This window comes from Halopseudomonas sp., from assembly GCF_038130085.1.
Classification (GTDB): Bacteria; Pseudomonadota; Gammaproteobacteria; order Pseudomonadales; family Pseudomonadaceae; genus Halopseudomonas.
The window spans coordinates 94,792-119,951 of sequence record NZ_JAYPMU010000010.1 but is presented as its reverse complement, the minus strand read 5'-3'; the positions used below and the strand labels follow the sequence as shown (position 1 = coordinate 119,951).

Sequence of the window (25,160 nt, the reverse complement as noted above, 5' to 3'; positions counted from 1 at the left end):
CATGAGCAGTCATGTAGCCGTCATCGACTATGGCATGGGCAACCTGCACTCGGTTGCCAAGGCGCTTGAGCACGCCGGCGCCCGTCAGGTCGACGTGACCAGTGATCCGCAGATCATTCTCGCTGCCGACCGCGTGCTGCTGCCGGGCGTCGGCGCCATTCGCGACTGCGTCAGCGAACTGCGCCAACTTGAGCTCGATGGTGTGGTCCGCCAGGTCGCCAAGGAAAAGCCGCTGCTGGGTATCTGCGTCGGCATGCAGATGCTGCTGGAGCACAGCGAAGAGAATGGCGGCGTTGACTGCCTTGGTCTGTTCCCGGGCAAGGTGCGCTTCTTCGGCAATGAGCTGCATGAAGCCGACGGCACCCGCCTGAAAGTACCGCACATGGGCTGGAATCAGGTCAAACAGGCCATCGATCACCCGCTCTGGCACCGGATCGAGCAGGATGCCCGCTTCTACTTCGTGCACAGCTATTACGCCGCGCCGGACAAGAGCGGCCAACTGGCCGGGCGTTGCCACTACGGCGTCGACTTCGCCGCAGCCCTGGCACAGGACAATGTATTCGCCACCCAATTCCACCCCGAGAAAAGCCATACCAACGGCCTGCAGCTGTTGAGCAACTTTCTCGCCTGGGACGGGCGCTGGTAAACACCGAGCGGCAAGCCATCGGCAACAGGCGGCAAGCCCACCGGCTTGAAGCTTGAGGCCCAACGCTTGCAGCTCTTTTTCCAAAGGAAAAAGCAATGCTGATCATCCCCGCTATCGACCTCAAGGACGGCGCCTGCGTTCGCCTGCGCCAGGGCCTGATGGAAGACGCCACCGTGTTCTCCGACGATCCGGTCGCCATGGCCGCCAAATGGGTCGAGGCCGGCTGCCGCCGCCTGCATCTGGTTGACCTCAACGGCGCCTTTGAAGGCAAACCGGTCAATGGTGATGCGGTCACCGCGATTGCGCGCCGCTACCCGAACCTGCCGATCCAGATTGGCGGCGGCATCCGCTCGCTGGAGACCATCGAGGAATACGTCAAGGCGGGCGTCAGCTACGTCATCATCGGCACCAAGGCAGTCAAGGAGCCGGAGTTCGTCGGCGAAGCCTGCCGCGCCTTCCCGGGCAAGGTGATCGTGGGTCTGGACGCCAAAGACGGCTTCGTTGCCACCGACGGTTGGGCCGAAGTCAGCAGCATTCAGGTAGTCGATCTGGCCAAGCGCTTTGAAGCCGACGGCGTCAGTGCCATCGTCTACACCGACATCGCCAAAGACGGCATGATGCAGGGCTGCAACGTCGAAGCGACCGCCGCGCTGGCCAACGCCACCTCGATTCCGGTGATCGCTTCCGGCGGCATTCACCACATCGGCGACATCCAGACCCTGCTCGACGCCCGCGCGCCGGGCATCATCGGCGCCATTACCGGCCGTGCCATTTACGAAGGCACGCTGGATGTAGCCGAGGCGCAGGCGCTGTGCGACAGCGCTGCCAAGGCCTGAATGCCCTGCTGATTCACTGATCGTGTCCGCCGCCTGCAGCTAAAGCTGCAGCGGCCTTCGGAGAAAGCCCATGCCACTGGCCAAACGCATCATCCCCTGCCTCGACGTCGACAACGGCCGCGTGGTCAAGGGCGTCAAGTTCGAGAATATCCGCGACGCCGGTGACCCGGTGGAAATCGCCCGCCGCTACAACGAACAGGGCGCGGACGAGATCACCTTCCTCGACATCACCGCCAGCCATCAGGAACGCGACACCACGCTGCACACGGTCGAGCGTATGGCCAGCCAGGTGTTTATCCCGCTGACCGTCGGTGGCGGCGTGCGCACCGTGCAGGACATTCGCAACCTGCTCAACGCCGGTGCAGACAAGGTCTCGATCAACACCGCAGCGGTATTCAACCCGGAGTTCGTCGGCGAGGCAGCCGACCGCTTCGGCTCGCAGTGCATCGTGGTCGCAATCGACGCCAAGCGCGTGTCCGGCCCGAACGAGCCGGGCCGCTGGGAGATCTTTACCCACGGCGGGCGCAAGCCGACCGGGCTGGATGCGGTCGAGTGGTCGAAAAAGATGGAGCAGCTGGGCGCCGGCGAGATTCTGCTGACCAGCATGGATCAGGACGGGGTGAAGAGCGGCTACGATCTGGGCGTTACCCGCGCCATCAGCGATGCCTTGCATATCCCGGTGATCGCCTCCGGCGGCGTCGGCAATCTGCAGCACCTGGCCGACGGCGTACTGCAGGGCGGCGCCGACGCGGTGCTGGCGGCGAGCATCTTCCACTTCGGTGAATACAGCATTGCCGAGGCCAAGGCCTATATGGCCGAGCGCGGCATCGAGATGCGCCTCTGATCTACCCGCGGCAGGCGCTACTGCCCAAGTAGCGCCTGTACACTGACCAGCTGCACCCCTTCCCCTTCAAGCTGCGGTAGTCGCCGCTCCAGATAGCGCAAGGTCTCCGGATACGGATGACCGATCAACACCGCCGCTCCCTCCTCGCGCGCCTTCGCGACCACCAAAGCGAACTCATGATCGATCTCCGTCTCGCTGCGCTGATTATCGAGAAACACATCGCGGGACACGCTCGGCACCTGTGCCGCCTCGGCAGCAAAGGCGGCCTGGGTTTCAGCCGTCGTGCGGCTATCGACAAAGAACAGCTGCCGCTCGGCCAGCAGCTGCATCAGCCAGTCCATACGCTGGCGGTCGGCGGTCAGCCTGCTGCCCATGTGGTTGTTAACGCCCTGAATCGGGCTGAAGGCATTCAGCGCCTGCTGCACACGGCTCCGATACTCGGCTTCCGGCATGCTCGTGGTCAGCCCTCCGGGCCCGATTGAGAGCCCTCCCATGTTTTCCATCGGCAAGTGCAGCATGACCGGCTTGCCGGCTGCCGCAGCTTCATCGGCGAGCGCCTGAGAGTGCGGAAGGAATGGGAGAATGGCCAGCGCAACCGGGCCGGGCAATGCCACCACCCGACGCCCAACCGCCAGACTCTGACCAACGTCATCAATGATGATGGCCAGGCGCGGCAACGCCGGTGCCGCCACGAGCGGTGGAAGCTCCGGCTCTGGCTCAGGTTCGGACTCTGACGCCGGTTGCGCCGGAACAGCCGGCTCTGAAGGTGGTTGCACGGGAACTGACAGCGACTCCGGCACCACTGGAGGCACGCCTACCTGCTCGGCAGGCTGTTCAGCCGCCGAAGTGGAGACCTCCGACTGCTGATCATCGGAACAACCAATCAGCACCAGCGGCGCGCTGAGGGCGAGCGCGCGCCACAAGCCGCGCAGCGGCAGCGATAACCGCGACACGAATCAGTCGGCGGCGCGCGCGCGCGTCACGATATTCAACCCCTTGAGCAGGCTCAGCGCCTGACTGAGCTGGAAGTCTTCATCCAGAACGCCGCGCTCCGGCTTAGACTCACTGCCAGTGGGTCGCTCCTGACCGCTGGCGTTATTGATGTGCCCGGCCAAATCCGCCTCACGGAAACCGAATTCACCTTCATCGACGGTGAGGTGCGCGCGCTCAACGCGAATGTCCGGGACGATGCCCTGCGCCTGAATCGAGCGACCGCTCGGAGTGTAGTAGAGCGCCGTGGTGAGCTTGAGCGCGCGATCATTGTTCAGCGGCAATACGGTCTGCACGGAGCCCTTGCCGAAACTGTCGGTGCCCATGATCACGCCACGCCCCAGATCCTGCAGCGCGCCTGCAACGATCTCGGAGGCCGAAGCCGAGCCGCCATTGATCAGCACGACCAACGGCACCGCCCCGGACGGATTGGCGCTGGTGGCACTGAAGCGCATCTCGGCGTTGTTCAGACGCCCCTTGGTGTAGACGATCAAGCCGTCATCCACGAAGCTGTCGACTACCTCAACCGCTGCCTGCAGTACGCCACCCGGGTTGTTGCGCAGATCCAGCACCAACCCCTTGAGCTCGCCGTTGGCGTTCAGACGATTGATCGCCGTGCGCACTTCGTCGCCGGTGTTGAGCTGGAACTGGGTAATGCGCAGGTAGGCATAACCGGGCTCCAACTCCTCGGTCTTGACGCTCTTGACCTTGATTACCGCGCGCTTGAGCGACACCTCGAACGGACGACCTTCGCCACGCACCAGCGTCAAACGTACTTCAGAGCCGGGCTCGCCACGCATGCGATCCACCGCATCCATCAGGCTCATGCCTTTCACCGGCTGGTCATCAATCTTGATAATCAGATCGCCCGCCTCGATGCCCGCTTCCGCGGCCGGCGTGTCATCGATCGGCGAGACCACCTTGAGAAAGCCGTCTTCCTGACCGACTTCGATACCGAGCCCGCCGAACTGCCCTTCGGTGGTGTCCTGCAGGCCGGTGTAATCTTCGGGGGTGAGATAGGCCGAGTGCGGGTCAAGGCCTTCAAGCATGCCGCGGATGGCATTTTCCAACAGGGTGGCGTCGTCTACCGGCTCGACATAGGAGCTACGAATGCGCTCAAACACCTCGGCGAAGGTGCGCAGCTCGTTCAGCGGCAGCGGCGCGGCGGCTGGTTGGGGAGTCTGTTCCTGAGCTTGAACCTGTGACAGGCCGAAGGCCAGGGTAAAGCCGGCCACCAACAGACTACGCGCTGCGATCATGTAACTCTCCAGTCCGGGATATTCAACGAGCGCCCTGCCCCTGCACGGGTGCTGTCACCCGGACAGCATACACCAGCCCAACGGATCGAGCGCCTGGCCGCGGTGACGAATGGCAAAATACAGCGACGGCTCGGACAGCCCCCCGCTGGTGCCGACGGTCGCGATGGTCTCGCCCGGCTGCACCCAAGCACCGACATCCTTGAGCAGGGTCTGGTTGTGGCCATACAGGGTCAGATAACCGCCGCCGTGATCCAGAATCAGCAGCAGCCCCGAGCCTCGCAACCAATCGGCGAAGACGACGCGGCCACCGTGGATCGCGCTGACCGGCGTGCCGCTCGGCGCATTGATAACCAGACCGTCCCATTTCAAGCGGGCATCACTGCCACGCTGACTGCCGAAGCGGGCGGTCACTTGCCCTTTGACCGGCAAAGGCAACTTGCCGCGGGCCTCGGCGAAGGGCAGATTGCCTGCCGGCACCGGGATACTGACAACCGCCTCATCGAGGCGCTTGATCAACCGTGTCAGCTCCGCCCGCTCAGCTTCACGCGAGCGCAACTGCTCGCTCTGGCTGCGCTGCTGGCCCTGCAGCGACGCCAGCAGCTGGGTACGTTTGCGCTGTTGCGCCTGCAGCGCGGTGGTGCGCTCTGCCAGCCCTTCGCGCTGCTGCTGCAGATCGCTCTGCTGGGTAATGATCTGCGCGCTGGTCTGCTGCAGCTCGGCGATGGTGTCATTGAAGCGGGTAATTTCGTCGACCCGCGCGCGACCGACGTAATCGTAATAACGCAGCATCCGCGCCATGCGGCCCGGATCATCCTGATTGAGCAGCAGTTTCATATAACTCTGCTGACCGGCCATATAGGCGGCGCGTACCTGGCGGGCGATCTGATCCTGCTGCGCCTTGAGCGAGGCCTGTAAGGTGCGGGTCTGCTCGCGCAAATCAATCAAACGGCTCTCGCCATCGCGAATCTGCTGCTCCAGTTCACGCCGCTCGCGCTGCAGGCGACCGATATCGGTTTCGCTCTCCTTCAGCTCGGCCTCCATGCCAGAGACCTCTTGACGCAGGCCCTGCAGCATCTCTTTCAGCCGCTCGATATCGGCCTGCGCCTTCTCCAGCTCAGCCCGTGCCGCGCGCGAGTCGGCAGGCTGATCCGCGGCCAAGGGCGCCGCCCAGGCGCAGACCACGGCCAGCAGCGCCGCGCCCAGCGGCCGACGCCAGCGTCCTTGCTGCGCACTGAGCATCGTCGTTTACTTCACGCTGGTGACGATGCTGCGACCGGTCATCTCGGCCGGTTGCGGCAGGCCGAGCAGGGTCAGCAGCGTCGGCGCTACATCCGACAGGATGCCGCCGTCACGCAGTTCGACCTGACGCGGACCAACGTAGACAAAGGGCACAGGCTCGCAGGTGTGTGCGGTGTGTGCCTGACCCGTGTGCTCGTCGGACATTTGCTCGACGTTGCCGTGATCGGCGGTGATCAACGCTTCGCCGCCGACCTTGGCCAACGCGGTACTGATACGGTCGATGCAGGTATCGAGGCACTCGACCGCGGCAACCGCGGCCTCGAACACCCCGGTGTGACCGACCATGTCGCCGTTGGCGTAGTTGACGATGATCACGTCGTAGCGCTGCTGCTCGATGGCTTCGACGATGCGGTCGGTCACTTCCGGCGCGCTCATTTGCGGCTGCAGGTCGTAGGTAGCAACTTGCGGGGAGGGAATCAGGATGCGCTCTTCGCCTTCGAACGGCTCTTCACGGCCGCCGGAGAAAAAGAACGTCACGTGGGCGTATTTCTCAGTTTCGGCAATGCGCAGCTGGGTCTTGCCCTGCTTGGCCAGATATTCACCCAGCACGTTTTCCAGTGTCGCCGGCGGATAGGCACACGGCGCCGGGATGTCGGCCGCGTATTGGGTCAGCATGACGTAGCCGGCCAGCGCGAGTTCACGCTGACGGGCAAAACCACTGAAGCCCGGCTCCACAAAAGCACGGCTCAGCTCGCGGGCGCGGTCGGCGCGGAAGTTCATGAACACAACCGCATCGCCGTCCTCAACTTTGACCGGCGCGCCAATGGTGGTGGCCTTGACGAACTCATCGCTCTCACCGCGTTCGTAAGCAGCAGCCAGGCCATCAGCAGCGGTCTGCGCACCGAACTCGCCCTGGCCTTCGGTGATCAGGTTGTATGCCGCCTCGACCCGCTCCCAGCGGTTGTCACGATCCATCGCGTAGTAGCGACCGATCAGGCTGACGGTGCGGCCCTTGCCGAGACGCGCGTAGGTATCTTCCATCAGTTGCAGCGAGGGTTCGGCGCTGCGCGGCGGGGTGTCGCGGCCGTCGAGAAAACCATGAACGTAGATGTGCTCGGCGCCACGACGGGCCGCCAGTTCAACCATCGCCGCCAGCTGCTCTTCATGACTGTGAACGCCACCCGGCGACAGCAGCCCCATGACGTGAACCGCACGGCCGGCGGCAACCGCCTTGTCGACCGCGGCGCAGATCACCGGATTTTCGAAGAAGTCGCCGTCCTGGATCGACTTGGTGACGCGGGTGAAGTCCTGATAAACGACGCGACCTGCGCCCAGGTTCATGTGACCCACCTCGGAGTTGCCCATCTGCCCGTCGGGCAGGCCGACGTCCATGCCCGAGCCGGATACCAGCGTGTGCGGCGCATTCGCCCAGAGCTTGTCCCAGACCGGGGTATTAGCCGCCATGATGGCGTTGGAATCAGGCGATTCACTGTGACCGAAGCCGTCCAGAATCATCAGAACCAGGGGTTTGGGCGCTGCTGTCATGGCAAAAAACTCGCATTGGGAAGATCAGGAATAGAACTGCGTGCCTGTCGGCCGCCAAGTTGCCCGACAGTTTACTGGTCGGGCGACGGCCTGTCATGCTCGGTTCCCGCCATCGTTGGTGTATACTCGCGAGCTTTCAGCGTACCGGAAGCCAGTTCAATGCAGTTTCTTCAACATCTGATCGAATTCATCGGCAATCACTACCTGCTGACCACCGCCTTTCTTGTCGTCCTCGCCCTCCTGCTGTTTACCGAAGGCCGCAAATCCGGCAAGGCTCTGACCACCGCACAGGCAACTACCCTGATCAACCGCGAACAGGCGGTGGTAATCGATCTGCGCTCGAAGAAGGACTTCAGCGCCGGCCACATCGTCGACTCGGTGAACATCCCGTACGACGCGCTGAAAGGCCGCATGTCCGAGCTGGACAAGCACAAGGGCAAGCCGCTGCTGCTGGTTTGCGCTGCCGGCCAGCACGCCGGTTCCTGCGCCAAGGAGCTGAAAGCAGCCGGCCACGAGAACGTCGCTCGCCTGGCTGGCGGCATCTCCGGCTGGCGCGCCGACAACCTGCCACTGGTCAAATAACATGGCTGACGTCGTCATCTACAGCAGTGACTACTGTCCGTTCTGCATGCGCGCCAAGCAACTGCTGGCCAGCAAGGGCGTGAAGTACCGTGAAATCCGTGTCGATGGCAAGCCGGCCGTGCGCGCCGAGATGACCCGTCTGGCTGGCGGCCGCACCTCGGTTCCGCAGATCTGGATTGGCGACACCCACGTCGGCGGCTGCGACGAGTTGTTCGCCACCCAGCGCGCTGGACAACTGGATGCGCTGCTGGCAGGGTAAGCAGCGCTTTCAACACGCAACAACAACCATCACACCAAGGATTTTTTCACGATGGCCGAAGAACAGAACAATCAAGCCGCCAACGGTGCACAGGCAGGTCAGCCGCAGTTCAGCCTGCAGCGTATCTACGTCAAAGACCTTTCCTTCGAGTCGCCGAAGTCGCCGGCCGTTTTCCAGAGCCAGTGGAACCCCCACATCAATCTGGACCTGAACACGCGCAACACCGAACTGCAACCGGGCATCTACGAAGTCGTGCTGACCGTCAACGCCACGGTTACCAGCGGCGAAAACGAAGTCTGCTTCATCGCGGAAGTGCAGCAGGCCGGCATTTTTGCCATCGACGGTCTGGAAGACGCCGCCCTGCGCCACACCCTCGGCGCCTTCTGCCCGAACATTCTGTTCCCGTACGCCCGTGAAGCCATCGACAATCTGGTTCTGCGCGGCAGCTTCCCTCCCCTGATGCTGTCTCCGGTCAACTTCGACGCCCTGTTCGCCCAATCCGAACAGCGTCGCGCCACCGAGGCTGCAGGCACCGCCTGATCGGGACCTGTGCCGGGCCTCAAGGCCCGGCAACCGCCAAGCCGCGCGCCTGCGCCGTGCAAAGCAATGATCTGATCTTGTGCGCTCACCAGCGCATGCTCTAAGGTAGGCGTCCGCAACCCGAACGAAGACGGAACCACGCATGACCCTGCCGGCCTCTCGCCCCCTGTACCTGCTTGCCCTGATCGTGTCTGTTCTGCTGATGGCCGCTGCCCTGTATCTGGAGCACGTCGTCGGTCTCGAGCCCTGCCCGCTGTGCATCATCCAGCGTATCGCCGTCATCGTGGTTGGCCTTATCTGCCTTGCCGCCGTGCTGCACAACCCCAGTCCCAAGAACGGTAAGCGCACTGGTGCGCGCGTTTACGGCGTTCTGGTGACTCTGGCCAGCCTGCTTGGTGCCGCCACTGCAGGCCGCCAGGTGTGGCTGCAGCACTTGCCGCCAGATCAGGTACCATCGTGCATTCTGCCGCTGGACTACATGCTTGAAACCCTTCCGTTCTGGGATGTCCTGAGTCAGGTCTTCAGCGGCACCGCCCAGTGTGCAGAGGTGACCTGGACCTTCTTCGGCCTGAGCATCGCCGAAGGCACCCTGATCGCCTTCATCTGCTACACCGTGTTCGGCCTCATGCAGGTTCTGCGCAAGGTCGACTGAGCCGGCGCAGCGAGCCGCATCAGAAGCCTTGATGCGGCAACACCGACTGGCCTATTCTGTTGCGACCCGGGAATGACTCACACCCAACATGTCGGTAGAGCCGACACTGCCAAAAGAGGTGGAAGATGCTGGAAACTTGCACAACCTCCCAGGAACGCTGGGGCGGCGTCCACCAGCTGATCGACCGCTGGCTGGCCGAACGCAACCAGTTGGTCATGGATTACACCCACCTGCGTCAGCGCGCGCCCACGCCCGACTCTGCCGACACAGCCCTCTCAGCCTTTTGCGACGTACTGGTCGACTACGTATCGGCTGGCCACTTCGAAATCTACGAACAGCTACTGCGCGAAGCAGAGGATTTTGATGATCAGCGCGGCATCGACTTGGCCCATCAGGTCTATCCGCGTATTGAAGCCATCACCCTCGAAGCCGTTGCCTTCAACGACACCTACGGCCAGACGACAAGCATCGTCGACGAGGAGCAGATGCAGCAAAGACTGCAACAACTGGGCGCCCTGCTGCATGAACGTTTTGAGCTGGAAGACTGTCTGATCGAAGTACTGCATACCGCTCACAAGGATCTGCTCAGCGCCGTCTGAGCGATCCGTGCACAAGGAACATCTGCTCGTGACCAGCACAGACAAGCCCAAACCAACTGACAAGGTTTCCTCTCCACTGCACTTGCTGCAGACCCTGACGCGCACCCTTAACGAACACCTGACCGAGGCGTGCGAAAAGGCGGTCAAAGACGCCGGCAAGGCGCTGGAAAAGCTGCAGCGCCAACAGGAAAAGCTGGAAGACAAGCTCAAGCAGAGCGAAGCCAAGTTGGCTGATCGCACCGCCGAAGACCCGAACAAGCCAGCCAGCAAGACCCGACGCAAGATCGCTGACCTGCAGGCCGCCTTGCTGGAACTCAAGCAAGCCCGCAGCAGTGCGGAAAGCTACATCGAGAAACTGGAAGCCGACGTACGGCAGACCCTGCGCCTGGCCAAGGGGCTCGACCGTATCGATGCGCAGGTAAGCCAGGCTCTCGACAAACGCGACGCCCCGAAACCGGCAGCCAAACCACGCAGCCGCCGTGCTCCAGCCAAGCGCAAGCCCTCAGCAGCAAAGCCCGCAGCCCAGCCCGCTACTGAAGCGAACTAAGCTGTCGTTCAAGACATAGCGCCAGCTGCGCGAGCAGCTCGGCGCGGCGTCCTTCCAGCGCCCCCTCACAAGCACCCGCCAGACAAACCGACAAGTCAGCCGCAGTCAACTCGCTGCGCTCCTTCCAGACGGCCAGCCGCGCCAACTGACTCAGTTCCGCCTCAACCTCCGCCCGCTTGGCGATCTGGTACAACGCCTGCGACTGTGGATCGCCTGCCAGGCCGCGACGGGCCTCACGTGCCGGCAAGATGACCGCTTTACGCCAGGCGCCCTGCTCCAGCTTCAGCGCTCGCCATTGCTCCTCAGGCAGCGCACGCCGTTGCAGCCACAGCCAGATGGCCGTCAGCAGCAGCAGCACGTCTTCGTCGCACTCATCCTGCAGCGCTAACAGCAGCGGTGCCGCACCCGGCCTGGCATACAGCCACTGCGCCCATTGCGGCAAGCCGATGGTTGTCTTACTCATTGTGCTTCTCCCGCCTTGCGGCGCTGATATACTCCCGCCCCATGATCAGCATCGACTCCCTTACTCTGCAGCGCGGCCCCCTGCGACTGCTCGAACACGCCAACCTCACCCTGCACGCCGGCCAGAAAGTCGGCCTGCTGGGGACCAATGGTGCCGGCAAATCCAGCCTATTTGCCCTTCTCCGCGGCCAGATCGAACCTGACGCCGGCAGCTGCAGCGTACCGGCCGATTGGCGCATCGCCCACATGCAGCAGGAGGTCAGCGCGCTCGATCGCAACGCGGTCGACTATGTGCTCGACGGCGACCAGCGCCTGCGCGACATCCAGCAACGGCTGGCCGAGGCCGAGCGCCTGGAGCAGGCCGAGCAACTCGGCGCACTATACGCCGAACTGGAAAGCCATGGTGGCTTCAGCGCCGACAGCCGCGCCCGCACCCTGCTTGCAGGCCTGGGTTTCACTACCGAGCAGTGCAGTCGCCGCGTTGGGGACTTCTCCGGCGGCTGGCGGATGCGTCTGAACCTGGCGCAGGCGCTGATGTGCCCGTCCGACCTGCTGCTACTCGACGAACCGACCAACCACCTGGATCTGGACGCCATCCTCTGGCTCGAAGACTGGCTGCGCAACTATCCCGGCACCCTGCTGCTGATCTCTCACGACCGCGACTTTCTCGATGCAGTGGTCGAGCACATCGTGCACTTCGAGAACCGCTCGCTGCACCTGTACCGCGGCGGCTTCAGCCAGTTCGAGCGCACCCGCGCGGAGCGGCTGGCGCAGCAGCAATCGGCCTTCGAGAAGCAGCAGGCCGAGCGTGAGCACATGCAGAGCTACATCGCCCGCTTCCGCGCCAAGGCCAGCAAGGCCAAGCAGGCGCAAAGTCGCCTGAAAGCACTGGAGCGCATGGAAGAACTGAGCCCAGCGCATATCGACTCGCCCTTCTCGTTCAGCTTCCGCGAAGCCAGCAACCAGTCGACGCCGCTGCTCGATCTGCATCAGGGCACCCTCGGCTACGACGGCACCGCCATTCTCGAACAGGTCAAATTGCAACTGGCGCCGGGCGCGCGCATCGGCCTGCTCGGCCCCAACGGCGCGGGCAAGTCAACGCTGATCAAGTCACTGGCCGGCAGCCTGCCGCTGCTTGGCGGCGAGCTGAAGACCGGCGAGCACCTGGCCATCGGGTACTTTGCCCAGCATCAGCTCGACAGTCTCGACCCGGCCGCCAGCCCGCTACTGCATCTGGCCCGCTTGGCGCCGGACGAACGCGAGCAGGTACTGCGCAACTTCCTCGGCGGCTTTGACTTCAAGGGCGACCGCATCGAAGAGCCGGTACTGAATTTCTCCGGCGGCGAGAAGGCCCGCCTGGCGCTGGCGCTGATTGCCTGGCAACGCCCCAACCTGCTGCTGCTGGACGAGCCGACCAACCACTTGGACATGGAAATGCGCCACGCGCTGACCGTTGCCCTGCAAGCCTTCGAAGGCGCCATGCTGCTGGTATCGCACGACCGCGCACTGATCCGCGAAACCACAGACGAGCTGTGGTTGGTCGCCGACGGCCGCGTGCGCAGCTACGAAGAAGACCTCGACAGCTACACCCGCTGGCTGGCGCAGTTCCGTCAGCAGCAGGCGGCGGCCGCTGCGCCCGAGCCAGCCTCCAGTGCACCCAAGGTTGATGCCAAGGCGCAGCGCCGCGCGGCAGCCGAACAGCGCCAACTGCTGGCACCGCTGAAAAAAGCGGCGGAGAAACTCGAGAAGGAGCTGAACAAGGTCAGCGAGCAGAACGCCGAAGTCGAGAACGCGCTGGCCGACAGCAGCCTGTACGAGGCCGCCAACAAGGACACGTTGAAAGAACTGCTGAATCGCCAGACCGAATACCGCCAGCAGATCGCCCAACTCGAAGAAGACTGGCTACTGGCTCAGGAAGAGCTGGAAGCACTGCAACAGGAACTCGGCAACAGCTGAGTCGAGGAGCCATCATGACCATCTGGATCGACGCCGACGCCTGCCCCCGCCCGGTACGCGACGTTACCGTCAAAGCCGCACGGCGCAAGCAGATTGAGCTGGTGCTGGTGGCCAACAGCGCCCAACAGTTGCCGCCGGGCCCGGGCGTTCGGCAGGTGACAGTCGCTGCCGGGGCAGACGCCGCAGACCATTACATCATCGAGCATTCACGCCCGGGCGATCTGGTGGTCACCGCGGACGTACCGCTGGCCGCAGGACTGGTTGATCGCGGCGTGACCGCCATCAATCCCCGTGGCCAGATCTACGACAAGGCCAGCATCGGCGAGCGCCTGGCAGTGCGCAACCTGATGGACGAACTGCGCGGCGCCGGCCTGGCCGGGCGCGGTGGCCCAGCGCCCTACAGCGACAAGGACAAGCAGGCATTCGCCAACGCACTGGACCGGCTGATCGCCCGCCTGTAAGCCCTCAGCGCGTGGTGCGGAACTGGCTCGCATCGCGCGTCAGCACCAGCCGCACCTGCTCCAGCTCCGCCGCGAGACGATCCAGCTCGACCGCTTCGGCGGTATTGGCCAGCGCCACCTCTTCGACTTCGTGCAGATGCTTGGCGACATCCTCGCCGACCGCCGACTGCTGTTCGGTCGCCGCTGCGATCTGAGTATTGCGCCCAACGATACTGGCGATCTCGGCGACAATCCCGGCCAGGATCTCGGCACTGTTCTGCGTCACCTGCAGGCAGCGATGGACCGAGCTACGACTCTGATCCATCGCGTTGCGCGCCGACTCGGATGCCTGCTGCAGACGGGAGATGAAGTCCTGGATCTCGCTGGTTGACTGGGCCGTGCGCTGCGACAGGTTGCGCACCTCGTCAGCCACCACGGCAAACCCCCGCCCCTGATCACCGGCACGGGCAGCCTCGATGGCGGCATTGAGCGCCAGCAGGTTGGTCTGCTCGGCGACGCCCTTGATCACATCGACCACCTGGTCGATGTCGACCGCCAACTGGGCTGCCCCGTCAACGGCCTCGCCGGTCAGCGCGATATTGCCTTCCAGCGACGCGACTTCACGGGAGATCTCCTGCATCGCCGCGTGACCGTCCTGGGCGCGCCTGTCTGCCTGACTAGATGCCTGCGCCGCATCAGCGGCGTTGCGCGCAACCTCTGCGGTAGCCTGGCTCAGCTCCAGCATCGCGCGCACCATATAGCGAGTCTTGTCCTGCTGCTGCTCGGACCCCCGACGCAGATCGCTTGCGCCCTTGCTGACCGAGCTACCCAGTTGCCCCAACTGCTGCATACTGCCGCCCAGATCGGCGACCATGTGGTTCATGATATCGAGCAGACCATTGAAGGAATCCAACATCGGCGTGCGCATGTCCGCCCGACGGGTCAGGTCGACACTGTTGCCGTCGCCGATGATCTGCGCCACCGTCTGCCCCATGACTTCCCCTTCGCGCGCCTCGTTAAATGCCATACGCGCCAGATAGACCAGTACCGCCGCCTCGACGATCACATAACCGGCGTGTACCAGCACCAGACCGAAGGTCACCCCCTGCGCCAGCCAGACGCCAGCCTCGCGCATCTGCAGCACATAGAAGGCAAGGTGATGAACCGCAATCACCGCGGTGGCGACCACAATCGGCAACCAGTCACGGTAAATAATCAGAAAGGCCAGCAGCACGAAAATCGAGAAATGCATCTCCACCGTACCCTGCGCCTGATTGATATGCAGCGCCGCCATGACCATGAAGGCGGCCGCCACAACGCAGCGGAACAACGGGGTGCCACGGATCAGCGCATAAAGCAGGTGGACCAGCAGCAGGGTACCGCCGCCTACCAGCAGGCCCTGCATCCAGGTGCCGTGCCAGGCGGCCAGGCCGAGAGAGCCGAGCAGGCACAACCAGAGCACGCCAAGCATGGCGCGATCAGCACGCAGGTAATGGGCTTCAAGGGTGAGACTCTTTGGAACGGGTGTCGACATCAGCAGAGTTCTCCAGCGCAGGCAGTTCACATAGACAGGCAACGGCGTCCTGCCGGGTGATGTTCACCTTGCGCCCTGCCAGCAGAGCCTGTACCACCGGCTCGACAAAACTGCTGTCAGCACTGCAATGCGCTCCGTCGCTGTATGGACCAACATAGGCCAAACTGCCGTCCGCTGCCCATATAGCGATTGACGGCGCCCCCGGCCATCCAGCCCATACCGAGGGTATCGGCCAGTAGGGCAGTTTACTCAAGCCTGGCGACATGCCGTCCGTCGAATGCTGGCCGGAGCGGGCAAAACGCACGCCCTGCGCGGCAAAGCGCGCAGTCATTTCATCAACATAGGCTTCATGCCCGGCACTGCAGGGGCAATTTGACTGCCAGACGTGCACCACCTGAACCTGCCCGCTCGGGAAGGGCGGCGCTACCTGCTCTCCCTGAAAGAACACCGGCCGTTCAAAGGCCTTGATGTAACGCCCTTCGAACCACCAGTAGGCCCACGCCAGGCCTGCAACCCAGACGAGCAGCGCCACCGCAACCAGAGCCCTGCGCAGCCAGATATTCATGTAAAGTCACCCCAACCCAAGATGCGCCATTGTGCCATAGCCAAGCATTGGAACTGCGTAGCGCGACACTCCGTCTCAGTTGCAGCGTAACGCCAGCAGCGCGGTTTCGCCGCAGCAGTAGGCCGGCCCCGGAGTAGCCTGTTCGGAGCATCACGGTTATGATTTCAGCACGTTGCGCGGCACTGCCGATGCCGCGCTCGACCGTGTCAGAGCGCCGGAACGCATTCCCATTCAAAGGGCAACTGCGCCCACTGGCCAGCCGCCGTACGCTGCCCTCGCGCTTCAGCTGTCACATTTTCGTCACAACTTCGACGTATAACGTCAATCAGACAGGTGCACTGCGGCCCGCACCCCCTGGAGTCCCCGTGAGTTATTCCCCTGTTCAGCGTCCCTTCTCCCTCAGCCGTCCCCGCCGCATGCGCAAGGATGACTTTTCCCGCCGCATGATACGCGAAAACACCCTGACCGCTGACGATCTGATCTATCCCGTTTTTGTCCTTGAAGGTGAACAGCAGCGCGAAGCGATTGCCTCAATGCCCGGCATCGAACGGCTGTCGATCGATCTGCTGCTGGAGGAGGCCGCCGAACTGGTAGAGCTTGGCATTCCGGCCATTGCCCTGTTCCCGGTTACCCCGCTGGAGAAAAAATCGCTGGACGGCGCCGAAGCCTGGAACCCTGACGGTCTCGCGCAACGCGCGGTGCGTGCCCTCAAGGCCCGCTTCCCGGAACTGGGCGTCATCACCGACGTAGCCCTCGACCCGTTCACCACTCACGGGCAGGACGGCATCATCGACGACAACGGCTACGTCATGAATGACATCACCGTTGAAGCACTGGTCAAACAGACCCTGTCGCACGCCGAAGCCGGCGCCGACATCGTTGCCCCGTCCGACATGATGGACGGCCGGGTTGGCGCCATGCGTGAAGCACTGGAAGCGGCCGGCCACATCCACACCCGCATTCTTGCCTACTCGGCCAAGTACGCCAGCGCCTACTACGGCCCGTTCCGCGACGCGGTCGGTTCGGCTGGCAACCTCGGCAAGGGCAACAAGTCGACCTATCAGATGGACCCCGCCAACAGCGACGAGGCACTGCACGAAATCGCCATGGACCTGTCTGAAGGAGCAGACATGGTGATGATCAAACCCGGCATGCCCTACCTGGATGTGCTGTACCGGGTGAAAGACACCTTCAAGGTGCCCACCTTTGTCTATCAGGTCAGTGGCGAGTACGCCATGCACTGCGCCGCCATCAACAATGGCTGGCTCAGCGAGGCGGTGATTCTGGAATCACTGACCGCATTTAAACGCGCAGGAGCCGACGGCATCCTGACCTATTTTGCCAAGACCGCTGCACGCCAGTTACGCAGCCGTCAGTAGTTGTATCGAGGAGATCATGTCAGAGCTCAACAGCACCCGTGACACCACCAAGGACGATATCGCCCCGGCAGCCGACAACGGCGCACGCAGCGATCTGGTTACCCGTCCGGCGCAGGTCAGCGAGAAGGTCGTCGAAGCCGCTCCGGTTCCCGACCTGAACGCCCCTGAGCTCTACATTCACCGCGAACTGTCGCAGCTGCAGTTCAATATTCGCGTACTGGAACAGGCGCTCGACGAGTCCTATCCGTTGCTTGAGCGCCTGAAGTTCCTGCTGATCTTTTCCAGCAATCTGGACGAGTTCTTCGAGATTCGTGTCGCAGGGCTGAAGAAGCAGATCACCTTTGCCCGTGAGCAGACCGGCCCGGACGGGCTGCAGCCGCAGCAGGTGCTCGGCAAGATCAGTGAAACCGTGCACCACCAAGTCAGCCGCCAGTACAGCATTCTCAATGACATCCTGCTGCCCCAGTTGAACGAAAAGGGCATCCGCTTTTTGCGCCGCCATCAGTGGACGCACAAGCAGACCTTGTGGATCCGCCGCTTTTTCCGCCAGCAGGTTGCGCCGATCATCAGCCCGATTGGACTGGACCCGACGCACCCTTTTCCGCTGCTGGTCAACAAGAGCCTGAACTTTATCGTTCAGCTCGACGGCATCGACTCCTTCGGCCGCGACTCCGGCATGGCGATCATTCCGGCGCCGCGCTCGCTGCCACGCCTGATTCGCCTGCCCGACGAGCTGTGCGACGGCGGCGACAACTTCGTGTTCCTCTCGTCGATGATTCACGCGCACGCCGACGAGCTGTTCCCGGGCATGAAAGTGCTTGGCTGTTACCAGTTCCGCCTGACCCGCAACGCCGACCTGTTTGTTGATCCGGACGAAGTCGATGACCTCGCCCGCGCGCTGCGCGGTGAGCTGCTGTCACGTCGTTACGGCGACGCGGTACGCCTGGAGGTGGCCGACAACTGCCCAAAACCGCTGACCGACTTTTTGCTCAAGCAGTTCGGCCTCACCGAGGCAGAGCTGTACGAGGTCAACGGTCCGGTAAACCTGACCCGGCTGTTCTCGATCACCGGCCTGGAAAATCACCCGCAGCTGCAATTCCCGCCGTTCAGCCCGGGCCTGCCGCGGGTGCTGTCCAGCGCCGACAACCTGTTCCAGGCAATCAGCAAGCAGGACATCCTTCTGCAGCATCCCTACGAGTCTTTCAGCCCGGTTGTCGATCTGCTGCGCCAGGCCGCGCAAGACCCAAACGTACTGGCAATCAAGCAGACCCTGTACCGCACCGGTGCCAACTCCGAGATCGTCAACGCGCTGGTCGACGCAGCCCGGAGCGGCAAGGAAGTCACCGTGGTGATCGAGCTGCGTGCGCGCTTTGACGAAGAGTCCAACCTGCAGCTGGCCAGCCGCCTGCAGCAGGCCGGCGCCGTGGTGATCTATGGCGTGGTCGGCTTCAAGACCCACGCCAAGATGATGCTGATCCTGCGCCGCGAGGAGAAAAACCTGAAGCGCTATGTACACTTGGGCACCGGTAACTACCACGCCGGTAACGCTCGCCTGTACACCGACTACAGCATTCTGACCTCGGACGTGGCGCTGACCGAGGACGTACACAAGCTGTTCAACCAGTTGATCGGCATGGGCAAGACCCAACGCATGAAGAAGCTGCTGCAGGCGCCCTTCACCCTGAAGAAGCGGCTGCTGGAGCTGATTAACCGCGAAACCCTGAACGCCCTGGCCGGCAAGCCCGCACACATCATTGCCAAGGCCAACTCGCTGACCGATGCCAAGGTCATCAAGGCGCTGTACAAGGCGTCCCAGTGCGGCGTGAAAATCGACCTGATTGTGCGTGGCATGTGCTGCCTGCGTCCGGGTATTCCCGGCGTCTCGCACAACATTACCGTGCGCTCGATCATCGGCCGCTTCCTTGAGCACAGCCGGGTCTACTACTTCCTGAACGACGGCCAGGAGCAGGTCTGGATGTCCAGTGCAGACATGATGGAGCGCAACCTCGACAAGCGCGTCGAGACCTGCTTCCCGCTCGAAGGCAAGAAGCTGATCACCCGCGCCAAACAGGAACTGCAGGTGTTCTTGACCGACAACACCCGCAGCTGGATTCTGCAATCGGACGGTTCCTACGTCCTCAGCTCACCCAGCGGCAACCAGATTCCCCGCAGCGCCCAGGCGACCCTGCTGGAGAAACTGGCCAACTCGCCTCAGCGTACCGTCAACCTGTAACCCGCCTTGGCCCAGTACTGCGCTTCGCGTTCGAAGTCAGCCTGGGTCAGCGGATTCTGCTCCAGCCAACCGTCGGGGAACGTCACCACCAGCGCGTCGTGACTGGCCTCGACGGCCATTTCCGGCATCGCCTGAAAACCACGAATGTGGTGATAGAGAATCGCCAGCCGCAGAATCATGCACAAGCGCAGCAGGTTGACTGCGTCATCGCCAAACTCGGTTAGCCGATCGCCGCTGGGCATGTTGCGTCGGTGCCCACGCACCAGCAGCGCCAGCGCCTGCTGATCTTGGCGGGAGAATCCGGGCAGATCGGAGTGCTCGATCAGGTAAGCGCCATGCTTGTGGTACTGGCTGTGGGCGATATCCAGTCCGATCTCGTAGACGCGCGCCGCCCAGCTCAACAACGGCGCCTGCTTGCTGTCTGCCAGTTGCCAGGCCGAATCCACCTTGCGCAGCAAGCGCTGGGCTTTGGTCTCAACGCGGGCGGCCTGCTCCAGGTCAACGTGGTAGCGCTCCATCAGCGCACTCAGGGTGCGCTCACGCACGTCCTCGTGACTGTGGCGGCCCAACAGGTCGTAGAGCACGCCTTCACGCAACGCGCCTTCGGAGTGATGCATGGTTTCGACACCGAGGGCGTCAAACAGCGCTTCGAGAATCGCCAGCCCGGCTGGCAAAATCGGCTGACGATCCGCCTTCAGCCCCTGCACGTCCAGCTTCTCGACGTGAGCCGCCTTGAGCACCTTGCGCTTGAGCCACTGCAAGCCTTCACGGGTGACCTCGCCCTGACCACGACCGCCGGCCTGAATACACTGGCCGACCGAGCGAATGGTTCCTGAAGCGCCAATCGCCTCGCTCCAGCCCAGACGCTGAATGGCCTGCTCGATGTTCATCAGCTCCAGACGGGCCGCAGTGTAGGCCTGACTGTAGCGGGCGGCGGTGATTTTGCCATCGGGGAAAAACTGCCGAGTGAACGCAACACAGCCGATACTCAGGCTTTCCCGCAGTAGCGGCTCAAAACGCTCACCGACGATGAACTCGGTACTACCACCACCGATATCGACCACCAGCCGCTTACCTTCGTCATCGGCCAGCGTATGGGATACCCCGAGATAGATCAGGCGGGCTTCTTCGCGGCCCGACACCACCTCTACACGGTGACCCAACACCTGCTGCACCTGACGAATAAACTGACCACGGTTACGCGCCTCACGCAGGGCGTTGGTGCCGACGATGCGCACTGCCCCCTGAGGCAGGCCGTTGATCAGCTGGGCAAAACGCCGCAGGCAATCGAGGCCACGTTGCATTGCTTCATCGCTGAGCAAGCTGTCTTCATCCAGCCCGGCGGCCAACTGCACCTTTTCACCCAGCCGCTCGAGGATCCGTATCTCCCCCTGATCGACCCGCGCCAACACCATATGAAAACTGTTGGAGCCCAGATCAATTGCGGCAACCAGCGAAAAATCGTTCGGCTGTGCGTCTGCCATGCACTCTTCCTGTCAGGTCTGAATTGATCCGATTCTAGCACCGGCTCGATGACAATTGCCTGCACAACGGTACCGAACGCTGCCTTTCGCAGCCGTATCCGGTGGTGCTATGATTCGGCAATTCCGCCTTTTTATCCCTCTGGAGAAACACATGAGCGATCTGATTGTGCATGTCACTGACGGCAGCTTCGAAGACGAAGTGCTCAAGTCCGATACCCCTGTACTGGTTGATTACTGGGCAGAATGGTGTGGTCCCTGCAAAATGATCGCCCCGGTTCTGGACGAGATTGCCAAGGACTACAGCGGCAAGCTGAAAATCTGCAAACTGAACATCGACGACAACGCTGAAACCGCCCCCAAGTATGGCGTGCGTGGCATCCCCACCCTGATGCTGTTCAAGGACGGCAACGTGGAAGCGACCAAGGTCGGTGCCCTGTCCAAGTCGCAGCTGGCTGCGTTCCTCGACAGCAACATCTGATGTATCGAGCCCTGGCGCACTCCGCCGGGGCTTTTTTTACGCCCGCAATGCTGGACGTCACCGGCAGGCGGTGCTAGATTTGGCTTCCAACGCCCTGACGCTCCCTGCGCAGCGGCTTCTCAAAACACACCGCAGCCAAGCTGATCGCCCCATGTTCCATGGCGGCCGAAACAAACCTTTCCTGCCGAACTCCTGACATCACTCTCCGAACCTATGAACCTGACCGACCTCAAACAAAAACCTATTACCGAACTGTTGGAAATCGCCAACCAGATGGGCCTCGAGAACATGGGCCGATCGCGAAAACAGGATGTGATCTTCGGCATCCTGAAAAAGCACGCCAAGGGCGGCGAAGACATTCTCGGTGATGGCGTTCTGGAGATTCTGCAGGACGGCTTCGGCTTCCTTCGCTCGGCTGACTCTTCCTATCTCGCCGGCCCGGACGACATTTACGTCTCCCCCAGCCAGATTCGTCGCTTCAACCTGCGTACCGGTGACACCATTTCCGGCAAGATTCGCCCACCGAAAGACGGCGAACGCTACTTTGCCCTGCTGAAGGTTGATTCAATCAACTTCGACAAGCCGGAAAACACCAAGAACAAGATTCTGTTCGAAAACCTTACCCCGCTGTTCCCCGATGAGCGCCTGGTCATGGAAGCCGGTAACGGCTCCACCGAAGACCTGATGGCCCGCATCATCGACCTCTGCGCCCCGATCGGCAAAGGCCAGCGCGGCCTGCTGGTTGCGCCGCCGAAGGCTGGTAAGACGCTGATGCTGCAAAACATCGCCTCGAACATCGCCCGCAACAATCCCGAGTGCCACCTGATCGTTCTGCTGATCGACGAGCGCCCAGAAGAAGTAACCGAAATGCAGCGCACCGTGCGCGGCGAAGTGGTTGCCTCGACCTTCGACGAGCCGCCGGCCCGTCACGTTCAGGTTGCCGAAATGGTAATCGAGAAGGCCAAGCGCCTGGTTGAACACAAGAAAGACGTGATCATCCTGCTCGACTCCATCACCCGTCTGGCCCGTGCCTACAACACCGTGATCCCGAGCTCCGGCAAGGTCCTGACCGGTGGTGTCGACGCCCACGCCCTGGAAAAGCCCAAGCGTTTCTTCGGCGCCGCGCGCAACATCGAGGAAGGCGGCAGCCTGACCATCATCGCCACCGCGCTGGTCGACACCGGCTCGAAGATGGACGAGGTGATCTACGAAGAGTTCAAGGGTACCGGTAACATGGAGATCCACCTGGATCGCAAGATCGCCGAGAAGCGCACCTTCCCGGCCATCAACATCAACCGTTCCGGCACCCGTCGTGAAGAGCTGCTGACCAGCGAGGACGAGCTGCAGCGCATGTGGATTCTGCGCAAGATTCTGCACTCGATGGACGAGATCGCTGCGATCGAGTTCCTGCTGGACCGCCTGAAGGACACCAAGACCAACGACGAGTTCTTCCTGTCGATGAAGCGCAGCAAGAACTAAGCTGACGCAGCAAACAACAAGCTGCAAGTGACCCGCTCACTTGCAGCTTGTTGCGTTTTAAGCCACCCGACAGGCCACTTTGTCGGCATAATGTGCTTCTGACCAGACACCCCAAGCTGCCGCTTTACCTGTACTGACTGCAGCTTGCCGCTTGAGGCTTGAAGCTGTCATGCAATACTCCGATCTACGCGATTTCATCAAGGGCCTGGAACAGCGCGGCGAACTCAAGCGCATCCAGACACCCATCTCTCCCGTACTGGAGATGACCGAAGTCTGCGACCGCACCCTGCGCAAGGGTGGACCCGCTCTGTTGTTTGAAAATCCCACTGGTTTCGATATGCCGGTACTGGGCAACCTATTCGGTACGCCAGAGCGCGTCGCCATGGGCATGGGTGCCGAGAGCATCAGCGAGCTGCGCGAAATCGGCAAGCTGCTGGCCTTTCTCAAGGAACCCGATCCGCCAAAGGGTCTGAAAGACGCCTGGTCCAAACTGCCGATCTTCAAGAAAGTCATCAACATGGCGCCCAAGGTGGTCAAGGACGCCCCGTGTCAGGCGCAGGTATTCGAAGGCGACGACGTCGACCTCGGCCGCATTCCGGTACAGACCTGCTGGCCCGGGGACGCCGGTCCGCTGATCACCTGGGGGCTGGTGGTGACCCGCGGCCCGCACAAGGAGCGACAGAACCTGGGCATCTACCGCCAGCAGGTGATTGGCCGCAACAAGGTGATCATGCGCTGGCTCAGCCATCGCGGCGGCGCGCTGGACTTCCATGAGTGGCAAAAGGCGCACCCGGGCGAACCCTTCCCGGTTGCCGTGGTGCTGGGTGCCGACCCGGCCACCATCCTCGGCGCCGTGACCCCAGTGCCGGACAGCCTGTCCGAATACGCCTTCGCCGGTCTGTTGCGCGGCCAGCGTACTGAGCTGATCAAGTGCCGCGGCTCCAACCTGCAGGTGCCTTCCAGCGCCGAGATCGTGCTCGAAGGGGTTATCCACCCGGGCGAAATGGCCGACGAGGGGCCGTTTGGCGACCACACGGGTTACTACAACGAAGTTGATCGCTTCCCGGTCTTCACCATCGAGCGCATCACCCAGCGCGAGAAGCCGATCTACCACAGCACCTACACCGGCCGCCCGCCGGATGAGCCGGCGGTACTCGGCGTCGCGCTGAACGAAGTATTCGTTCCGTTGCTGCAGAAGCAATTCCCGGAGATCACCGACTTCTATCTGCCGCCGGAGGGCTGCTCCTACCGCATGGCCGTGGTGTCGATGAAGAAGCAGTACCCCGGACACGCGAAACGGGTAATGCTCGGCGTCTGGAGCTTCCTGCGCCAATTCATGTACACCAAGTACGTGATCGTGGTGGACGACGATATCAACATCCGCGACTGGAACGACATCATCTGGGCCATCACCACCCGCATGGACCCCAAGCGTGACACCGTGATGATCGACAACACACCGATCGACTATCTCGATTTCGCCTCACCGATCTCCGGGCTCGGCAGCAAGATGGGTCTGGATGCGACCAACAAGTGGCCGGGCGAGACCACACGCGAGTGGGGCGTTGCGATCGAGCAGGACAAACAGGTACGCCAGCGCGTTGACGCGCTCTGGGCAGAATTGGGTATTGATTGATGAGAGTCACACTGGAGCCGGGCGGTCTGGATCTACAGGCCGAACAGGGCGAAACCATCCTCGACGCAGCACGCCGTCAGGGTTTTGATGCCCCGAACAGCTGCCGCAATGGTAACTGCCACGTCTGCGCAGCAGTCCTGTTGCACGGTCGCGTGAAGCTACCCGACAACCGCGAGGCGGGCCCGGGAGAAGAAATATTCACCTGTGTGGCCGAGCCGCTGGAAGATTGCGCGCTGCATTGGGAGGGTATCCTCGCCCCAGGCCAACTGCCAGTGCGCAAGCTCGCCTGTCAGGTAGTCGAGTGCAGCCCAATGGGTGGCGATGTCTGGCGCGTGCGTCTGCGCACCCCGGCCGGCAAGCCACTGCGCTACCACCCCGGCCAATACCTCTTGCTAGAACGCGATGGTGCCGAGCCGGCCGCCTTCTCGATTGCCTCCGCGCCCTGCGAAGAGCGGATGCTTGAGCTGCATATCCTGACCCGCGACCCGGTCACACAGGCGGTGATCGACTACCTCCAGCACCACAAGGTCGCCCACGTTCAGGCGCCCTTTGGCGAGGCGTGCCTGCCGGAGCTGCCGGACCAGCCGCTGGTATTGATTGCCGCCGGCACCGGGCTGGCACAAATGCAGAGTATCGTTGAGCAATGCCTGCAGCAGGACTTTAGCCACCCGATTCACCTGTATTGGGGCGTGCGCCACAGTGACGACCTCTACCAGGCGCCACACTGGCAACGCTGGCAGCAAGCCAGCAATATCTATCTGCACCGGGTGATCAGCGACCAACCCGACTGGCCGGAACGTCAGGGCATGCTGCATCAGGCCGTCTGCGAGGACATCGCCGATCTGGCCAAATACCGCTTCGTCGTAAGCGGCTCGCCGGGCATGGTCTACGGCACGCTGGATGCACTGGTCGCCGCCGGCATGCCGGCCGAGCAGATGCTCGCCGACGCTTTCGCATACGCTCCCCGGTAGCCGAC

General features: G+C 62.5%; 25 protein-coding genes. 17 read left to right on the top strand and 8 right to left on the bottom strand.

Annotation, left to right across the window (positions count from 1 at the left end):
* Window position 1: 1 nt before the first annotated feature.
* From hisH to hisF, 3 genes are all read left to right on the top strand, one after another.
* Window positions 2-646, top strand: coding sequence for an imidazole glycerol phosphate synthase subunit HisH (gene hisH / locus AAFM31_RS09805; protein ID WP_341707736.1), 645 nt, complete (start codon window positions 2-4; stop codon window positions 644-646).
* Between the two features lie 95 nt (window positions 647-741).
* Entirely contained in the window at window positions 742-1,482 is a 741-nt protein-coding gene (gene hisA / locus AAFM31_RS09800) for a 1-(5-phosphoribosyl)-5-[(5-phosphoribosylamino)methylideneamino]imidazole-4-carboxamide isomerase (RefSeq protein WP_341707735.1), read from the top strand.
* Window positions 1,483-1,552: 70 nt separating this feature from the next.
* Window positions 1,553-2,326, top strand: a complete 774-nt coding sequence (hisF, locus tag AAFM31_RS09795) for an imidazole glycerol phosphate synthase subunit HisF (RefSeq protein ID WP_341707734.1) — start codon at window positions 1,553-1,555, stop codon at window positions 2,324-2,326.
* A gap of 17 nt (window positions 2,327-2,343) precedes the next feature.
* Here hisF and AAFM31_RS09790 read toward each other — a convergent pair whose 3' ends face one another.
* From AAFM31_RS09790 to gpmI, 4 genes are read right to left on the bottom strand one after another with little or no spacing between them, the layout of a single operon-like run.
* Window positions 2,344-3,279, bottom strand: coding sequence for a divergent polysaccharide deacetylase family protein (locus AAFM31_RS09790; RefSeq protein ID WP_341707733.1), 936 nt, complete (start codon window positions 3,277-3,279; stop codon window positions 2,344-2,346).
* A 3-nt stretch (window positions 3,280-3,282) separates the two neighbouring features.
* The gene (locus AAFM31_RS09785; protein ID WP_341707732.1) at window positions 3,283-4,575 is read right to left on the bottom strand and encodes a S41 family peptidase; all 1,293 of its coding nucleotides are present in this window, start codon (window positions 4,573-4,575) and stop codon (window positions 3,283-3,285) included.
* 54 nt (window positions 4,576-4,629) lie between these two features.
* Window positions 4,630-5,814, bottom strand: coding sequence for a peptidoglycan DD-metalloendopeptidase family protein (locus AAFM31_RS09780; protein WP_341707731.1), 1,185 nt, complete (start codon window positions 5,812-5,814; stop codon window positions 4,630-4,632).
* A 6-nt stretch (window positions 5,815-5,820) separates the two neighbouring features.
* Window positions 5,821-7,359, bottom strand: coding sequence for a 2,3-bisphosphoglycerate-independent phosphoglycerate mutase (gpmI, locus tag AAFM31_RS09775; RefSeq protein ID WP_341707730.1), 1,539 nt, complete (start codon window positions 7,357-7,359; stop codon window positions 5,821-5,823).
* A gap of 159 nt (window positions 7,360-7,518) precedes the next feature.
* On the opposite strand from gpmI, the gene AAFM31_RS09770 reads away from it, so the two are divergent.
* The 6 genes from AAFM31_RS09770 to AAFM31_RS09745 all read left to right on the top strand — a co-directional run bounded on the left by AAFM31_RS09770 (window position 7,519) and on the right by AAFM31_RS09745 (window position 10,538).
* Complete coding sequence (locus tag AAFM31_RS09770; protein WP_341707729.1) at window positions 7,519-7,941, top strand: rhodanese-like domain-containing protein; 423 nt, start codon at window positions 7,519-7,521, stop codon at window positions 7,939-7,941.
* 1 nt (window position 7,942) lies between these two features.
* On the top strand, window positions 7,943-8,200 hold the full coding sequence (gene grxC / locus AAFM31_RS09765; RefSeq protein WP_341707728.1) for a glutaredoxin 3: 258 nt from the start codon (window positions 7,943-7,945) through the stop codon (window positions 8,198-8,200).
* 51 nt (window positions 8,201-8,251) lie between these two features.
* A complete protein-coding gene (gene secB, locus AAFM31_RS09760) occupies window positions 8,252-8,740 on the top strand; it encodes a protein-export chaperone SecB (RefSeq protein WP_341707727.1) in 489 nt (162 codons plus the stop codon).
* A 142-nt stretch (window positions 8,741-8,882) separates the two neighbouring features.
* On the top strand, window positions 8,883-9,392 hold the full coding sequence (locus AAFM31_RS09755) for a disulfide bond formation protein B (protein ID WP_341707726.1): 510 nt from the start codon (window positions 8,883-8,885) through the stop codon (window positions 9,390-9,392).
* Between the two features lie 125 nt (window positions 9,393-9,517).
* Window positions 9,518-9,991 (top strand): sigma D regulator, encoded by a 474-nt coding sequence (gene rsd, locus AAFM31_RS09750; RefSeq protein ID WP_341707725.1) that lies wholly within the window; start codon window positions 9,518-9,520, stop codon window positions 9,989-9,991.
* A 28-nt stretch (window positions 9,992-10,019) separates the two neighbouring features.
* A complete protein-coding gene (locus AAFM31_RS09745) occupies window positions 10,020-10,538 on the top strand; it encodes a hypothetical protein (RefSeq protein ID WP_341707724.1) in 519 nt (172 codons plus the stop codon).
* Here the strand turns inward: AAFM31_RS09745 and AAFM31_RS09740 are convergent.
* Window positions 10,522-11,001 carry a TIGR02444 family protein gene (locus tag AAFM31_RS09740; protein ID WP_341707723.1) on the bottom strand — a complete coding sequence of 160 codons (480 nt, stop codon included), beginning with the start codon at window positions 10,999-11,001 and terminating at the stop codon, window positions 10,522-10,524. The genes AAFM31_RS09745 and AAFM31_RS09740 overlap by 17 nt on opposite strands.
* Before the next feature lie 41 nt (window positions 11,002-11,042).
* Here AAFM31_RS09740 and AAFM31_RS09735 point away from each other — a divergent pair, with 41 nt between their 5' ends.
* Entirely contained in the window at window positions 11,043-12,956 is a 1,914-nt protein-coding gene (locus AAFM31_RS09735; protein WP_341707722.1) for an ATP-binding cassette domain-containing protein, read from the top strand.
* A gap of 14 nt (window positions 12,957-12,970) precedes the next feature.
* Window positions 12,971-13,417, top strand: a complete 447-nt coding sequence (locus AAFM31_RS09730) for a YaiI/YqxD family protein (protein ID WP_341707721.1) — start codon at window positions 12,971-12,973, stop codon at window positions 13,415-13,417.
* 4 nt (window positions 13,418-13,421) lie between these two features.
* Here AAFM31_RS09730 and AAFM31_RS09725 read toward each other — a convergent pair whose 3' ends face one another.
* Both AAFM31_RS09725 and AAFM31_RS09720 read right to left on the bottom strand, forming a co-directional pair.
* Window positions 13,422-14,930, bottom strand: coding sequence for a methyl-accepting chemotaxis protein (locus AAFM31_RS09725; protein WP_341707720.1), 1,509 nt, complete (start codon window positions 14,928-14,930; stop codon window positions 13,422-13,424).
* Window positions 14,896-15,495, bottom strand: coding sequence for a DUF6436 domain-containing protein (locus tag AAFM31_RS09720; protein WP_341707719.1), 600 nt, complete (start codon window positions 15,493-15,495; stop codon window positions 14,896-14,898). The genes AAFM31_RS09725 and AAFM31_RS09720 overlap by 35 nt, the downstream gene beginning before the upstream one ends.
* Before the next feature lie 365 nt (window positions 15,496-15,860).
* Between AAFM31_RS09720 and hemB the strand changes: the two genes are divergently transcribed.
* Complete coding sequence (gene hemB / locus AAFM31_RS09715) at window positions 15,861-16,874, top strand: porphobilinogen synthase (protein WP_341707718.1); 1,014 nt, start codon at window positions 15,861-15,863, stop codon at window positions 16,872-16,874.
* A 16-nt stretch (window positions 16,875-16,890) separates the two neighbouring features.
* A complete protein-coding gene (gene ppk1, locus AAFM31_RS09710) occupies window positions 16,891-19,107 on the top strand; it encodes a polyphosphate kinase 1 (protein WP_371833030.1) in 2,217 nt (738 codons plus the stop codon).
* Here ppk1 and ppx read toward each other — a convergent pair.
* Window positions 19,086-20,591: an exopolyphosphatase gene (gene ppx, locus AAFM31_RS09705; protein ID WP_341707717.1), complete on the bottom strand. Its 1,506-nt coding sequence runs from the start codon at window positions 20,589-20,591 to the stop codon at window positions 19,086-19,088. The genes ppk1 and ppx overlap by 22 nt on opposite strands.
* A 151-nt stretch (window positions 20,592-20,742) precedes the next feature.
* Here ppx and trxA point away from each other — a divergent pair, with 151 nt between their 5' ends.
* From trxA to AAFM31_RS09685, 4 genes are all read left to right on the top strand, one after another.
* Window positions 20,743-21,069: a thioredoxin TrxA gene (gene trxA, locus AAFM31_RS09700; protein ID WP_341707716.1), complete on the top strand. Its 327-nt coding sequence runs from the start codon at window positions 20,743-20,745 to the stop codon at window positions 21,067-21,069.
* Window positions 21,070-21,282: 213 nt separating this feature from the next.
* Window positions 21,283-22,548, top strand: a complete 1,266-nt coding sequence (rho, locus tag AAFM31_RS09695; protein ID WP_088276203.1) for a transcription termination factor Rho — start codon at window positions 21,283-21,285, stop codon at window positions 22,546-22,548.
* A gap of 169 nt (window positions 22,549-22,717) precedes the next feature.
* Entirely contained in the window at window positions 22,718-24,184 is a 1,467-nt protein-coding gene (ubiD, locus tag AAFM31_RS09690; protein WP_341707715.1) for a 4-hydroxy-3-polyprenylbenzoate decarboxylase, read from the top strand.
* The gene (locus AAFM31_RS09685; protein WP_341707714.1) at window positions 24,184-25,155 is read left to right on the top strand and encodes a 2Fe-2S iron-sulfur cluster-binding protein; all 972 of its coding nucleotides are present in this window, start codon (window positions 24,184-24,186) and stop codon (window positions 25,153-25,155) included. The genes ubiD and AAFM31_RS09685 overlap by 1 nt, the downstream gene beginning before the upstream one ends.
* The last annotated feature ends 5 nt before the right edge of the window (window positions 25,156-25,160 follow it).